Below are 14,161 nucleotides of genomic sequence, written 5' to 3'. Positions count from 1 at the left end.
GGATGATGAAATCGCCGCGTTTTTGATCTGATTGTTCAGAAGTCCGCTGTTATCAGTATCAAAGTTGATGAATACATCATCCTCCCTCTGAGGTGTCCCATTCCAATCCAGCCAGGTTACACCATGATGCCATGAAGCAACAAACACACCCCCGGAACAGTCCGCCAGACAAACGAACAGCTGATCCTTACTTGGTAATTGAGACCCGAATTCAGTCCATCCATACTGGCTCAAGACCCCTGCACCCCTGTAATTGCTTGTTACCCAGATATCCTCTCTGGAATCAATAGAAACTGCCAGCAGATCATTGGACAGGATCCCTGCGGGTCGAGTATTGTACCAGGAGTCAAGAATGCCGATTGCGACCCCGTTACCTGAAGCCCTGTTGTCTGAGAATTCTGACACCTGTGCAATCATGAGACTGTCAGAGGTTAACCAGCATATATCCTGAATCATCTGTCCGGCCAATCCGTACGTTCCTCTTATCCATTCAGAACCATCGAAAATGCAGACATCACCCTGACCGCCAACTGCCAGTTCTCCCTCATTATAGGCAAGTGATATGTCTCATCAATCTGCCAGTCCTGATCAGCAGTCATGAAATACAGACCTGCTGTGGATGCAGCCCATATCGTGTCACCTGCGACGAGAAGTTCCATAGCTCCAATTTCCGAAGCGGAGGGAAAACTGAACCACGAGTCCGGACTCCCGGGGTAAAAATCCTTCCTGAGCATTACGATACCATTAGACGTACCCACGATGAGCCCGGAATCAACCGGAGCAACACAGTTGATATTATCGGAGGGAAGTCCGCCGCCGGTTGAAAATATTGTCCAGACATTGAAGTAACCAAGATCCTTGCTGCAGAGCCCTTCGCTTGTACCGACCCAGATCGTCGTATCCGGGAGAATGCAGGTAATCTGCAGAGAAATCGGCAATCCTTCAAGCTGTCCATAATGCTGAAATCCTCCGGATGAGAGCTGCACATCAATTCCACCGCCGTTAGTCCCAATCCATAGATTCCCTGATTCATCTCTGGCAAGACATCTTACATCACTTAGAGAAAGTTCCCCCGGGCAGGTCCATGTTGAGTCCCAGAATACAGTATCGGCCCCGAGCGTTCCAAAAATAACTCCACCGCTTGTTGCTCCCGTAAAATGAGTATCCTCAACAAGTATTTCACTGACTCCGCCTAAATGCGTAAAATGCTCCCAATCGGATATTCTACCTGTAACCAGTACGCTGAAGATCATCAGAAGGGTCATATTCTCTCCTCCCACCATGAAAACAGTCTGCTCAAACCAGTGTTTCTGCTGACCTCCGGTTTCCAGCCGAGCAAAGAGTTCAGTCTGGATGGATCGCCAACCTGAAATTCCACATCAACCGGACGAAACAGATCGGGGTCAATTTCAAGTTCAATATCATGTCCGGAAATTTCAATAAGCATGTTAACCATATCTCCAATGCTGTTTCCTGTTCCTGAACAAACGTTATATATACTTCCGGACTGTCCTCTGTTAAGGATGTACCTGTATGCCCTCGCCACATCTGATACGTAAAGATAGTCGCGAACGGGTCTGAGGTTTCCTACCCGTATTCGCTTTGATCCACTTCTGGCTGCCTCGATAATACGTTTGCAAAATGCCGGAAAAGCAAAATCTCCGGATTGTCCTGGACCATAATGAGGAAATGAACGGGCAAGCACTATATCCAGATTATAATTCCCCGCAAATTGAAATGCCGCTATTTCCGCCGCGGCTTTCGTTGTGCCGTAAGGATTTCTCGGACCTATTTCACTGTTTTCAGTAATCAGATCGTCAGTAGGCTTATAAACCTCGGCGGAGCTGACCATAAGAAGCCTTGCTTCCGGACAATGTGAAACCATGTACTCCAGAATTGAAATAGTTCCCATTAGATTGATTTCGTATGCTTTATGCACTTCCTTCAAAGATCGTGAAACTGAACTCATTGCTGCCAGATGAATGATATACCGGACTTCTTTTAACGCTTCAGGCGCTTCAGAAGGGAGATCCCATTTAATCTTCCTCACTCCTGAAGGAGCCCGGAAATCAGTCGAAATATCAACTGCTATGTCTCCTTCACCCATTTCGAGTTCACTCATGAGGTGACTGCCGACAAACCCGCCTGCCCCGGTAACCAGAATTGCCCCGGACTCAAGCCTGTTTTCACCGAAACGCTTCCTGGCCGCCATATCTTAAACCCTCCGTCCGAGGTAACGGATTTCCTCTTTCAGCAGGATCCCGCTCATCGAAAAAACCTCTTCCCGAACCACATCAACAAGTCTTAATATATCAGACGATGCAGCATGTCCTGTATTCACTATGAAATTCGCATGCTTTTCTGACACCATGGCTCCTCCGATTGTTCTTCCTTTCAGACCTGAGTCCTCAATTAGTTTCCCCGGAGAGGGACCTTCGGGGGGTCGGCGGAATACGCTCCCCGCATTCGGATACTCAAGAGGGAACTTCTCCCTGCGCATTTGCAGTATGCGTCTTGCTTCCGATCTGAGCACTTCAGGATCTGCCTCATTCAGCAGGAACATTGCTCCCGTCACGATCAATGCTTCCTTCTGAAACCTGCTTGATCTATAGGAGAAACCGCATTCCGTGTTTCTGATAACCCTCTCGTTTCCATCAGAATCTACAACATCAACTTCTGTCAGCATATCCGAGACAGAACAGCCATAAGCACCGGCGTTCATGAATATCGCCCCTCCTACGGTTCCCGGTATTCCAATTGCGAACGTGAGTCCTGATGCCCCTTTGCTGCAGGCAACACCTGAGAGAGAGGGAAATCTGGATCCTCCGCCACAGACGAGTTTCCATCTGCTGCCTGAATGCTCCCACCTGACAGATGCAAGATCACCTGCAAGTCTGATAATAATGGAACTGCAGCCATCATCTGAAGCAAGTATGTTCGATCCGCGTCCGATAAGAAACCATTGAAAACCTTCCTGCCGCAAAACACCAAGCAGATCAGAGAGCATTCCTGTAGAAGATACAACAATGGAAACTGCAGAACCTCCGACCTGCCAGGTTGTCCATTCGCTCAGCTGAATTGACCGGACAGCGTCTGGATAATGCTCCTTAAGGAGATCGGCAGCAGTTTTATTCACTATTACTCGAATTCCTTTCCTGTCAGCCCCATGAGGCACGCTCCCACAGAAAGATAAGTAAACAGAAATCCTGGCGCCCCTGCTTTTTCCATCCAGGCAAGTACGCATCTGTATACGGAAGGGAGAAGCGCAATTTTTGTTACAAGTCTCATCAAAACGGTGCCGGGGTAAGCGGGAGCATCAAAAAGCGGTTTGATCCAGTTACTGCCAAGCAAACCTGCAGACTCAGGGATTATTGCTAATGTGTATTTCAGCCCGGAACTTCCATACTCGATCATTTTTCTCGAATGCTCACGTACTGTCACCGTATCGAGATGATCAACTCTGAGATTCGGATTCCAGTAGAGTGTGGCTCCCTGCCTGGCAAGTCGGAATCCTAATTCAGTATCCTCTCCACCATACCGGTCAATGAGTAAATCAAAGCCTCCTGCAGTTTCCAGTAGTTCTGTCGGAAGACTTATATTACCGGTAACGAAATACCGCGGGGGGAATATGCCAGCCTCTCTTTTTCCCATTGCCCTGGTATCGAACCATTTCTGCCATGGCGAGGAATCTTTCTTCCAGGCGTTAACCCTGGCACCCATGATAATGTCTCCAAGTTTTTCTCGATGCAACTCGATGTGCTTTCTTAATATGTCAGAAGGAAATCGGATATCGCCATCCGAAATGAATGATAAGGGAGCGGATGCCTCCTGCCAGCCTCTGTTGCGGGCGGCAGGTCTGTTCCCGCCGGTTTCAAGCCGGATAACTTTTACACTGACTTCTTCCGGAAAAGCAAGATCAAACTGTTGCTCGACTGGAATAGTGCTGCAATCATCAATTACAATTAATTCCCACGGAATCCCTCCTGTTTCCTGGTTCCTGAGACTTTCCAGAGTGATCCTGAAATTCTCTCCTCCATCCTTCACAGGAATCTGCACGGATATTTCCGGTCTCATTCCGAGCTGCCTTCCGAGATTGTGGTTCCCAGCTTTCTGAGAACAGCGATGATAAGAATTGTGATGAAAGATCCGACAAGGACAATAGCCGACCGAAAGCCGGCATTAAGCGTTGCCAGAGGACCGTAGGAAATCGGTAATACTACAGTCAGCGTAACTGCAAAGAAACTAATCGGGAAAACCTTTCTGCCAAGCCAGAAAAGACTCAGAGCCATGAACAGATTTGTGCCGAGTGTAGCAAAAGCCGCTCCAAGAGCACCTGCTACAGGTATCAATCTAAAATTGAATCCTATATTCAGAATAGCACCGAACAGTGTCATTCCCGCAATATATCTGGTCTGACCTGTAAGAAGACAACCAGTCTGAGAAATAAGGAACAGCCCGAACATGGCGCTGGCTCCGGCAAGCGTAGGCAGTACGCGAAGGGAAGGCAGGAAATGAACGCCTCCAACCAGACCTACAATCCATGGAGATGACATAGCAAGAAGAAGGGCTGTCCAGTTAACCATAACCATGAAAAGCAATCCTGCTCTGCCCAGTTCCGCAAGATTTCCGCCGGTTCTCCGTTTCCTGAAAATGAACCGCTTCCAAGCCATATCAAAACCCAGAATCATCGGCATGAGAACAAGACAGGCACGGCTTGCCCATTCGTAATATCCGCTTTCCGCAAGATCAGGATAGATGTTTCTCAGCATGAACATATCAGCGGATGAAAGTACGATCATGGACAGCGTCGCAGGAATCAATGGCAGGCTGAAACCAAGTATATCACTGCTCAGAGTTGACGGTTTCTCAGTTCTTTCCGAACCGGCCGTTCTTTTCCACATCATGATTATTGCCACTGCGGCAATCAGGAAGGAGGGAGCCCATCTTGCTGTCAGGAAAGAGGGAATCGCATTGAAAGAAAAGGCATAAAGGAAAACAGCAAGCGCTCCAAGAGCAAGAAACCCGCGGATTATCTGCAGCAGGAGATATCGGCCTGCCAGACCGTCCGCCCTCGGGAAAGACAGAGACAGCTGAACGTATGCAACTCCGATTCCAAGAAGGACAGCGTGAATCAGGTATTGGGAATGCTGCAGATGAAGGAATGATGTAAGGGATCCCTGAAGTAGAAGAACAAGCAGAGCCATCAATAGAGCCGGAACGGCAGGGAAAAAGATGCCTCGAACCAGAACTGCCCTGTGATTCGCTGTCCTCTGCCAGGCTCTTATCAGCGCAGTGGGAAGACCAAGCACTACTATTCCGGCGATGGCTTCCGCGATGATTCTCAGCGTACCGAGTTCTCCTGCGGCATCAGCAGACAGGAATTTAGAGAAAAAGGGAAGAAAGGCTACCTGAACAAGACCACTGAAAATCAGAGCCGTAGCGTAGAATATCGATTCCCGCGATAGATCCCTTTTATGATCGTTAACATGAACTATGTTCAAATTCTCTTTCATTGGGGTTTCTCCCAGCCCCGTTCCCTGTAAATCCTGTGTATTTCCTCTGCCACTGATAACCAGTGGTGCCGTGCTCTGATCCATGGCGGACCCGCAAGGGCGTGTTTTTTTCTCAGATCTGCATCCAGCGCCAGCTCGCGCAGATCACGTTTCAGTGTTTTCGGAGTTGTGAGAAAAAACGGGTGCTCCGGAATGAAGTCCTGATATGTTCTGGAGAGGCTGGTCACTGTTGCAATCCCCATAGAAAGGGTCTCAAGTGAATTGACTCCATAGCCCATATCTCCGCTTGCGACCTGGTCTACGGCAATATGGCACGAAGCCTTCATCCGGATCGCTTCTGAGTGGGACATATTCTCAATAAGTACAAGCTCTACAGGGATCTCTCGAGACAGATCTTCAACGGCAGTGATTATTTCTTCTGTACCCTTTACAGACCGAATTCTAGGTGCATGACAAATGCGTATTTTCCCCTGGAGAGGATCGGCCTGAGGCATTTCACTCTGGTCAAAAGGGAGAAAGAGATAATCAACCTCGGGATATCTCTGATAAAGATCGAATTCACAGGTAATGTGAAGGTCAGTGGCTTCCCAGACTGGACGTATTGCCCCCCTCATCCTGAGATCAAGACCATGATAGTAGGAAACAATCTTCTTTCCGGCTTTTTTAAGGGATTGAATATCTCTGCCATCTCTGAAAAAACTCATTCCACCTTCGAGATGATAGATGTCGTAATCCCACAGATCGTACTTCTTTGCGGCTTTTCTTACCAGAGGCGTCCAAATCATGTCTCTGAAATTCATCAGGATTCTCTCTGGAAAGCTCGGAGTCCAGAATATTCGTTCCGTAGTACCGGTAAACGGTACGTTCAGACTTCCGGCTTTCACTAATCTCTTAGCTTTCTGAAACCATTCCATATGACCAACAAAAGGAAGATTCAAACAGATATCTTCCTCGTACTTATTCAAGGCTTCGTAAAAGGTCACAAGCCTGCTTTCATGCCCTAGCGCCCTGTGGCCTCTTACGAACAGGTTCAGTATCCCGGTGTAGTTCTGTGGAGAAAGATGAAGAATTTTCATTTATTAAATACTTCCCGGTCATCATGTTTTCTAATGGTAAAAATGCCTGCTCCAGCAAATAACAGAGCAATCAAGCTCTGCCCCAGAACTCCCGGCCATGCAGGAAGTCCAAGAGAAACGACTGCAGCCGCTCCAAACATATCAGGAACACCCAGACCGAAATTCTTCATAGACATATATAAAGGTGATGAAGAAACATTCCAGAGTACAGCCTGTCGGCCAGGTTCATCGAACAGATCAGGTCCCGCTGCCTGCTCCAGTATACTCGTGTTGCTCCATAAGGCTGGAATGCAGACAAGAACGGAAAGAACGGCAATCAGCCAGAACAGTCGACCTCCTGTGCCTTTCCGTACTAGAGGAAATAAAAGAAACGGCAGAGTCGTGAAAAGAAATCTTGGTCCCCATCCCGTCCCGCCGGACCAGTCGTGAAGCATTCCATGCAGAACAAGTGACAGTACAAAAGGTGTCCAGAGCCGCCAGTCCTTCTGGAAGAATAGCGCGAATACACATAACGGCGCATAATAGAGGAGACCTTTCCCCGGGCTCAGAAGCAAACCGACAATTCCTCCCCTGAACGGCTCAATAACCATAGCGGGATCCTGGCTGTGCCCATCCAGAAAGGGGCTGCCGAATCTATACCAGTTCACTGAAGCAGCAATCAGAATGAACGGAGCCATTCCCGCAAGAAGTTTTCTCGTATTCGCCCAGCCGTTCCAGAACACGGGCAGGAGAAGGAGACTGTCAAGTCTGATCAGAACAGCCAGACCCATGCAGAATCCTGCGATGAGCGCCCTGTCTCTGCATGAGAAGTAGAAACCTGCCATCGCAGCCGCAGCGGCTGCGGTCACATCGTAAGGCATTCTCCCGTATACAAGAAACATTCCACCTATAGCGATGACAATCAATCTTGCCACGGATACGTTTTTGTACTTATATCTGGCTGCGGCATACATGAACCCTATCAGAATCAGACTGAAACCCCCGTTGAGAACACCGGTTGAAATCTTCCCGGCATCCAGTCCAAAAACGACTCCTGAAAAAGCCGCGGGAATCAGTAGAATGGAATAGCCGATGCTATGCGGCAAAAAATTCCCGGGTCTCACACCATCCACAATCCATCCGTACTCTCCCGACGCTGTGAGAAAAGGGCGTTGACCTATCAGGGAACCGGCTACTTCATACTGTGCAAGCACATCAGTTGTATACATTCTCCCGCCAAATACAAGAACAAGCAAAGCTGTCCACAGGAGTAGAACCCCGCGAAAATACGGATCCTGAGCCAGGTTCCTAGACAAAACCATAAAGAGTGTTCCTGAAAATCCCCCGCGCGGAGAATGATTCCTTGAATCGGCATAATCCGTAATTGACATTCATATCCAGGGTGAAAGTACCGAGATCCATGTAATGGTATCCCATTTGCTTCGCCCATCTGATAACATCCATATAAACCAGATTGACCGGCCTGAAAGCCTGATGCTCCTGATCGTGGGAGATGTAGAAAGCGAGAGTCACCCTGGGGTTGCAGTGAAACATCACCATCCCCCCGAGTACTTCTCCGTCTTTCAGCGCAATGAACTGTTTGATACGATCACTTCCCAGAAGACTTCTAAGAAGCTCAAGCTCTGGAAGAGTGTGAGTGGGTTTGACTCCGTGACGCTGCTGAAGATTTGATTCAAGCACATGGTAGAACAGTGAGAAATCGGAATTCTCTTCGACTGTAACTCCACTTTTCAGAGCCTTCCTCACGCCGCGAAGAGCAGATGAGCGAAATCCCAGTTTCAGTTCCTCACCGAATCGAGTCAGGTCTATAACTGCCGTCAGTTCCCTTCTTCGATATTTATAGCCGCGTTTGACCAGAGCGAATTCCAGGTAGTTATGAGGTCTTCGGTAATAGATGATCGGGGGTGGAGTCATTTCTATTCCGATCCAGCCATGAGATGCGCAATACGATTCCAGCGCGTCAATCAACTCTTCCAGTTTCCTCAATCCAAGGGAATCGTTCATCACCGGGCCTCCGTACGAAGAACCGGGATAGGACCGGAACCAGACACCATCTTCCCTCTCAGAGAGAGCACCGGGAATAATCGATACGATTTCGCTGCCGCTTTCAGCTATCAGATGATGATTCTGAAATCTGCCTTCAGGATGATAATCAAGAAAATCGGGAAGATGAAACACCGTACCGTTATTCGAACGCAGGACAAAATTAGTCCATTTCTCTCTATCAAATATTTCTGCATGTCTGATCGTTATCATCTTACCACTGCAACCTTTGCTCTTAACACCATATCATCCGTTTCTATAATAGCCAGATAAACTCCGGAGGACACATCCTCACCGCTTAATGAACCATTCCAGGACCAATCCTCCCAGCTCTCCGCCTGAATACATCCCAGATACTGTCCGGCAAGTGAAAACAGTTTCACGGAAATCTGCCGGTCAGTACCTGTCCAGCAAATGCGAAGCTCTTCTTCAGCGGGAAGAAACGGTTGAGGGTAGAACAGCAAATCGGGGTTTTCATCACTTTCCTGCTGCACGATAAGGGTCCAGAGACCTATTATCGATGAGAAATACAGCTTGGACGCATCCGCTTGAAAGACACTGAACTCATTCTCGACTCTGCTCGTGGGTATGTATGGAGAATTGGAAGTTGTGAATTCAGTGATCTCAGAGCCATCCACGCATATGATTGAACTTCCACTCATGCACCAGATTCTTCCTTTATTATCAACCTGCATTGTTTTTATTGAACCGCTTATTCCTGAAATCTGAATGAACGCGTTTTCCTGCCAGCGAAACAGGCCGCTTCCGGTCCCGGCCAGGATATTGCCGTCATTATCCCTGGCAAAACAGAATACCTGACTGGAAGAAAGACCCCAGGATGTATCGTAGACCTCTCCATGTCCAGGATACCAGATATCCTGTGATTTGTCGACAGGATTGCCTCCATGAACAAGAAGCTGACATCCTCCATTGGAGGTGAAAGCAATCCAGAGGCTATCCTGACCGCATGGATACAGTGTCTGGATATTCTTAACAGCAAGTCCATCCGCATCTGTTCTGGATGTCCACTCCAGACTGCCGGATTCAGGATCACCTGACACGGCTACAATCCCGCTGATTTCATCAGGTGACTGCCAGAAGGCTTCCTGTGCGATCCAGAGAGCTCCATTCTGTACAGAGAGCATTACTACCTGGTTGTTAAGAAGAGGAGCAATAACCTGGACCACGTCCGGAGAAACATCGGAAAGAGAATCAGAAACATATGTAATGACCGTGTCGTCCTCCATGGAGTATGTGTTTCTGTCATTAATCCATGTGAGTCCGTAATGATAACTGCCCGTCCAGATTCCCGGACAGGACGATTTCGCGGATGAATATGTTCGGAGAGATCTGGGCATATTCACTGTATTCATATTGAAGGTGTTCCATCCACTGTCCGGATAACACACCATCAGGCCTGCGTTGTGACTGCCGAGATACATATTGTCGCTGTCCAGAGTTATCTGATAACAGCTTGATCCCGCCATCCCGGAAACAGGAACCGAAACCCATGTTCCATTATCAAGATATCCGAGTCCGTTTCCAGAATTCTCTGTACTCACATCGTTAAGACCGTACCCGACCCAGATCTCGTCACATGCAGATCCGAGGCAGGATGAGAAAGTACTGACGGGATATCCCTCTCCATATGTCTCCCATACACCTTCTTCGATAAATCTTCTGACTTCGATGCAGGAAGCAATAAGCCCTTCGTCTGTCAGGAGAAGTCCGGTAACCACGGAATCATCGCTCATTGAAAAATCGAGAAGAACCAGCCAGCTGTCAGGGTTGATCATCTGCGCGATTCCGCCCGGACCGAAACCAAATACGGAATCAGCTGAAACCGTGTATACGTCCGAAATACCAAGATTAGATGTCGCCGTCTCGTGACTGGTCCAGGAATCGGGATTGAAGGGACTTGCCAGAAGATCAAGCGAGTATACCCCTCTATCAGTCGCCAGAAACAGAATGTCGGAAACACTCGATATTCCTATCACTTCATCCGCCCTGAAAGCTCCACCTGTAGCGGACTCGTCCAACTGCTGGAAGCCTGCAGCATTACCCCGCGCCAGACCTCCATCAGAACCAACCCACGTATATCCGCCGGCACAGTGAACTGAATGCACATCTCCGCTTCCCGGAATACCCTCATAGGATGAGAAAACCTGCCAGGAGTCCCCCTGTCTTAACGCAAGACCGCCGCCGGCTGTAGCAACCCATAACAGAGAATCGTACACATACAGGTCATTTGTTTTGTACCATGGTAAATCATCCGGATAGACAATGGAATCATCCCAGCCTGTATCGGGGTCATAATGGAGAATCCCCCCTGACGTTGAACACCACATCGTACCGTCTGAATCCTCGAAAATTGACGTGACATAACTCTGGGATGTTTCAAAACCCCAATCATCCGGAATGATTGAAACAGAAAGTAACATGGCAATGAAAGGAATCATACAGGCAGCTTCCTCTCAGAAAAGCCAGGGAAAACGGAGATGCCATACCATCCAGACAGCCTCCCATACAATGCTTTTTGTCATCTTGGAGGTTCCGGCATGCCTGTCCACAAAAATGATGGGAACCTCTGTAATAGAGCATCCTGCTCTGTAGAGCTTGTATGAAACCTCTATCTGGAAGGAGTACCCATCGGATTTTATTGAATTCAGATCAAGTTTTTCAAGAGCTGCTCTTCTGAAAGCCTTGAAACCTCCCGTAGCATCCTCAAGCGGCAATCCGGTTATCACCTTCGTATACCTGTTGGCGAACCAGGAAAGCAGCAATCGCGAGAGGGGCCAGTTGACAACATTTACGCCACTGCAATATCTTGAGCCAATAGCGACATCGTTATTATCAAGAGCTTTAACAAGTTCCGGCACTCTATCAGGTTTATGAGAAAAGTCTGCATCCATCTGAATTATCGGACCGTACTTATCCCTTTCCAGTGCCCATTTGAATCCTTCAATATACGCCTTGCCGAGACCGGCTTTCTCAGGGCGACTGAGAAGATGAACTCTTCCAGTATGTTCCTGCTCCAGGACTGCTTCTCCTGTTCCATCCGGACTTTGATCATCTACCACGAGTATATCGGGCTTTATTTGAAGATCAAGCAGAACGGGAAGCAGGTTTCGAATGTTTTCCAGTTCGTTGTAAGTTGGGACAACAATCAGTGGTGTTTTCAAAAGACCTCTACTTTCTGTATTTTGCGCAATATAATCCATGAACCGGTACAGGAAAAACTTAAGGTTAAACTTCAGGATGGAGCATATGAAAATTTCAGCCAGAATATTGATTTCAATAATTCTTGTTCTCTTCTCCATACCCACTCTTGCATGGAGAGTATTACCCCTTTTAAGCTATAGTCCCAACTCAGGAGTAATGTTCGGCGGCGTTGTCAGCCATAACATGAAAACTCCGTTCAATCCTTTTGCTTTCAACTGCATGGCACAGGTCTTTACAAATGGAAGCGTATTTATAAAACCGGAATTTAATTTCCCCCTGCACAACGGAATTTTGAACATAAAAGCTGAATACAGGGTTGATAATGACGCCTCTTTCTACGGATGGGGAAACGACGGCGACGAGGATGTCAACGCTTCCTACGACAGGCAGATGCAGTGTATTTCCGGTATATACGGATTCAGTCCTGCAGCCGGTTTTGCCCTTTCCACCGGTATACGGGTGAACCATTCAACAGTATATGACAGATTGGAAGATACTCTCTGGGCACAATCACCATGCTCTGATTATGGCTCCCTCTGGAGCGCAGGGCCTTTGTTCGAGGCTCATTGGTTATTTCCATCACTCATCACAGGTTATACCTCAATTGAGATGGAACACCAGATGGGCAGCGGATTTTCCTATTCCAACGCAGCAGCAGCTCTCGCATTTTTCACTCCGATAGGAAATTCAACAACACCCGCTTTCCGCATCCGTGGAGAAAAGCATTTTGGAACTTCGGAGACTCCATTTCCATACCTGCCCGGTCTCGGCAGGAAATCGGGGCTGCGAGGATATCATGACAGACGCTTCGGAGGCTCATGGACGCTTCTGGCCAATCTGGAACTCCGGCAAAGACTATTCTCATTCAAGATTGATGAAAGCAATACAATTGAAATAGGAGTCGTTCTTTTCGGTGACGCAGGACAGGTAACTGACGATCTGGATGAAGTACGATGGAACAGATTCCACCTCGACGGCGGTCTAGGCCTGAGAGTGATAATCCCTGGAGGAGGAACTTTCAGACTTGATTTTGCCGTGTCACCTGAGGGACCCGGCATGCAGATGGCTTTCGGTGAACTCTTCTGAATCACTTATCCGGGAAGGAATTTACATGAATCACGCTCTGCTGAAGAAGCTTCCGAAAACCGACCTCCATATGCACCTTGACGGTTCAGTGAGGCTTTCCACGCTCATAGAACTTGCCAGGGAATCAGACATCAAGCTTCCTTCCTATACCGAGTCGGGACTTCGTGAAACCGTGTTCAAGAACGATTACAAAGACCTCGACGATTATCTGAAGGGATTCGCGTATACAACCGCTGTAATGCAGACAAAAGAGAATCTGGAAAGAATTGCCTTTGAAGTTGCTGAGGACAACCAGAATGAGGGTGTTCGCTACATTGAAGTACGATTCGCTCCGCAGCTTCACGCGAATGATGAAATGGATATCATCGAATGTATCAGAGCTGTGAACAAAGGACTGGACAGGGCAGAGACAAAATTCAATTCCCGGCCCGAAGTCGTTGATGGACATGAACCTCCTTTCCATTATGGGATTATCGCATGCGCAATGAGATTTTTCACACCGGCGTTCTCAACCTGGTACGGCAGGTTCTTCGAAATGCATAAGCACACGAAGCCGGAACGTGTGTTTTCCCTCGCATCACTTGAACTGGAAGCAGCCGTATCAGAAGCAAAATGGGAGGAGAACCTTCCGGTGGTCGGTATCGATCTCGCGGGCTCTGAAAAAGGATGGCCGGCAATAAATCACCTTATCGCATTCAGAAGAGCTCAGAAGCATTTCCTTAAGAAGACAGTACATGCCGGAGAAGCTTACGGACCGGAGAGTATCTACCAGGCCATTACAGAACTTTATGCCGATCGAATAGGGCATGGCCTGACTCTTCTTGATCCGGGATCAGTCAGATCTGAAGACATCATTAACGCGGAAGCATACGTTGATTCTCTTGCTGAATTCATCGCTGATCGACGGATAACCATAGAGGTTTGCCTCACATCAAATCAGCAGACAAACCCGGCTTACAGGGATCTGGCCAACCATCCGTTCGGGGAGATGATGAAAAGGAAACTCTCTGTATCCATCTGCACCGATAACAGGACTATATCGAACACCACCGTTACAAAGGAACTTCACAAAGCGGTAAACGCATTCAACCTGACCAGAAACGATCTGAAGAATATCCTTGTCTACGGCTTCAAGCGGAGCTTCTTCCCGGGCAGATACAATGAGAAGAGAGCGTATGTACGGAGCTGCATGGAGTACTTCGAGAAAATCGAAAGCGAAGC

General features: G+C 48.0%; 13 protein-coding genes. 2 read left to right on the top strand and 11 right to left on the bottom strand.

What is annotated here, in order from left to right; all coding sequences use genetic code 11:
- The 11 genes from K8R76_00790 to K8R76_00740 all read right to left on the bottom strand — a co-directional run.
- Window positions 1-468 (bottom strand): hypothetical protein (locus K8R76_00790; protein ID MCD4846709.1); only part of this gene is annotated, 468 nt, incomplete at its 3' end.
- Between the two features lie 14 nt (window positions 469-482).
- Window positions 483-1,265 carry a hypothetical protein gene (locus tag K8R76_00785; protein MCD4846708.1) on the bottom strand — a complete coding sequence of 261 codons (783 nt, stop codon included), beginning with the start codon at window positions 1,263-1,265 and terminating at the stop codon, window positions 483-485.
- Window positions 1,262-2,212 carry a GDP-mannose 4,6-dehydratase gene (locus K8R76_00780; protein MCD4846707.1) on the bottom strand — a complete coding sequence of 317 codons (951 nt, stop codon included), beginning with the start codon at window positions 2,210-2,212 and terminating at the stop codon, window positions 1,262-1,264. Before K8R76_00780 ends, K8R76_00785 begins: the two co-directional genes overlap by 4 nt.
- Window positions 2,213-2,215: 3 nt before the next feature.
- Window positions 2,216-3,136, bottom strand: a complete 921-nt coding sequence (gene murB, locus K8R76_00775) for a UDP-N-acetylmuramate dehydrogenase (protein MCD4846706.1) — start codon at window positions 3,134-3,136, stop codon at window positions 2,216-2,218.
- 2 nt (window positions 3,137-3,138) lie between these two features.
- Window positions 3,139-4,074 (bottom strand): glycosyltransferase, encoded by a 936-nt coding sequence (locus K8R76_00770; GenBank protein MCD4846705.1) that lies wholly within the window; start codon window positions 4,072-4,074, stop codon window positions 3,139-3,141.
- Entirely contained in the window at window positions 4,071-5,513 is a 1,443-nt protein-coding gene (locus K8R76_00765) for a polysaccharide biosynthesis C-terminal domain-containing protein (GenBank protein ID MCD4846704.1), read from the bottom strand. The genes K8R76_00770 and K8R76_00765 overlap by 4 nt, the downstream gene beginning before the upstream one ends.
- Window positions 5,510-6,589 carry a hypothetical protein gene (locus tag K8R76_00760; protein ID MCD4846703.1) on the bottom strand — a complete coding sequence of 360 codons (1,080 nt, stop codon included), beginning with the start codon at window positions 6,587-6,589 and terminating at the stop codon, window positions 5,510-5,512. The genes K8R76_00765 and K8R76_00760 overlap by 4 nt, the downstream gene beginning before the upstream one ends.
- Window positions 6,586-7,890, bottom strand: a complete 1,305-nt coding sequence (locus K8R76_00755) for a hypothetical protein (GenBank protein MCD4846702.1) — start codon at window positions 7,888-7,890, stop codon at window positions 6,586-6,588. Before K8R76_00755 ends, K8R76_00760 begins: the two co-directional genes overlap by 4 nt.
- Window positions 7,877-8,845 (bottom strand): GNAT family N-acetyltransferase, encoded by a 969-nt coding sequence (locus K8R76_00750; GenBank protein MCD4846701.1) that lies wholly within the window; start codon window positions 8,843-8,845, stop codon window positions 7,877-7,879. The genes K8R76_00755 and K8R76_00750 overlap by 14 nt, the downstream gene beginning before the upstream one ends.
- Entirely contained in the window at window positions 8,842-11,091 is a 2,250-nt protein-coding gene (locus K8R76_00745; protein ID MCD4846700.1) for a hypothetical protein, read from the bottom strand. Before K8R76_00745 ends, K8R76_00750 begins: the two co-directional genes overlap by 4 nt.
- 15 nt (window positions 11,092-11,106) lie before the next feature.
- A complete protein-coding gene (locus K8R76_00740; GenBank protein ID MCD4846699.1) occupies window positions 11,107-11,853 on the bottom strand; it encodes a polyprenol monophosphomannose synthase in 747 nt (248 codons plus the stop codon).
- Window positions 11,854-11,899: 46 nt separating this feature from the next.
- Between K8R76_00740 and K8R76_00735 the strand changes: the two genes are divergently transcribed.
- Window positions 11,900-12,940 (top strand): hypothetical protein, encoded by a 1,041-nt coding sequence (locus K8R76_00735; protein MCD4846698.1) that lies wholly within the window; start codon window positions 11,900-11,902, stop codon window positions 12,938-12,940.
- Between the two features lie 25 nt (window positions 12,941-12,965).
- A partial coding sequence (locus tag K8R76_00730; protein ID MCD4846697.1) for an adenosine deaminase family protein occupies window positions 12,966-14,161 on the top strand: 1,196 nt, incomplete at its 3' end.

The organism is Candidatus Aegiribacteria sp. (assembly GCA_021108435.1).
Classification (GTDB): Bacteria; Fermentibacterota; Fermentibacteria; order Fermentibacterales; family JCC-6; genus Aegiribacteria.
This window is presented reverse-complemented; position numbering and strand designations above follow the sequence as displayed.

Coding starts and splice junctions, on each gene's coding strand:
- K8R76_00785 (MCD4846708.1), bottom strand. CDS start 1,265: ATGACCCTTCTGATGATCTTCAGCGTACTGGTTACAGGTAGAATATCC.
- K8R76_00780 (MCD4846707.1), bottom strand. CDS start 2,212: ATGGCGGCCAGGAAGCGTTTCGGTGAAAACAGGCTTGAGTCCGGGGCA.
- K8R76_00770 (MCD4846705.1), bottom strand. CDS start 4,074: ATGAGACCGGAAATATCCGTGCAGATTCCTGTGAAGGATGGAGGAGAG.
- K8R76_00765 (MCD4846704.1), bottom strand. CDS start 5,513: ATGAAAGAGAATTTGAACATAGTTCATGTTAACGATCATAAAAGGGAT.
- K8R76_00760 (MCD4846703.1), bottom strand. CDS start 6,589: ATGAAAATTCTTCATCTTTCTCCACAGAACTACACCGGGATACTGAAC.
- K8R76_00755 (MCD4846702.1), bottom strand. CDS start 7,890: ATGGTTTTGTCTAGGAACCTGGCTCAGGATCCGTATTTTCGCGGGGTT.
- K8R76_00750 (MCD4846701.1), bottom strand. CDS start 8,845: ATGATAACGATCAGACATGCAGAAATATTTGATAGAGAGAAATGGACT.
- K8R76_00745 (MCD4846700.1), bottom strand. CDS start 11,091: ATGATTCCTTTCATTGCCATGTTACTTTCTGTTTCAATCATTCCGGAT.
- K8R76_00740 (MCD4846699.1), bottom strand. CDS start 11,853: ATGGATTATATTGCGCAAAATACAGAAAGTAGAGGTCTTTTGAAAACA.
- K8R76_00735 (MCD4846698.1), top strand. CDS start 11,900: ATGAAAATTTCAGCCAGAATATTGATTTCAATAATTCTTGTTCTCTTC.